This is a genomic window from Corynebacterium sp. MSK008, from assembly GCF_030232585.1.
GTDB lineage: Bacteria > Actinomycetota > Actinomycetes > Mycobacteriales > Mycobacteriaceae > Corynebacterium.
Genome location: NZ_JASPJX010000044.1, coordinates 1 through 280, shown reverse-complemented (window position 1 = coordinate 280; position 280 = coordinate 1). Strand labels below are relative to the sequence as shown.

1 protein-coding gene is annotated in these 280 nt (G+C 68.9%); it reads right to left on the bottom strand.

All coding sequences use genetic code 11. The annotated features are described in order from the left end of the window. Positions 1-280 (bottom strand): DDE-type integrase/transposase/recombinase (locus tag QP996_RS11810; RefSeq protein ID WP_284872821.1); only part of this gene is annotated, 280 nt, incomplete at both ends.

Below are 280 nucleotides of genomic sequence, written 5' to 3'. Positions count from 1 at the left end.
GCCGTTGTCGGACAGGACCCGCTCAACGGTCACCCCGCGTGCGTTGAACCACTCGACGGCCCGAACGAGGACCGCGGTGGCGGTGAGGGCGGTTTCGTCGTCGTGGATCTCGGCGTAGGCGACGCGGGAATGGTCGTCGATGACGGTGTGGACGTAGGCCTTGCCCATCAACGGGTCGCTGTACTTGTTCTTGGGCTTGCCCGGGGTGGCGGCGCGGTTCTTCTCGCCCTGCTGGCGGCCGACGTAGCGCCAGCCGCCGCCGTCGGGGATGTTGCCGAGC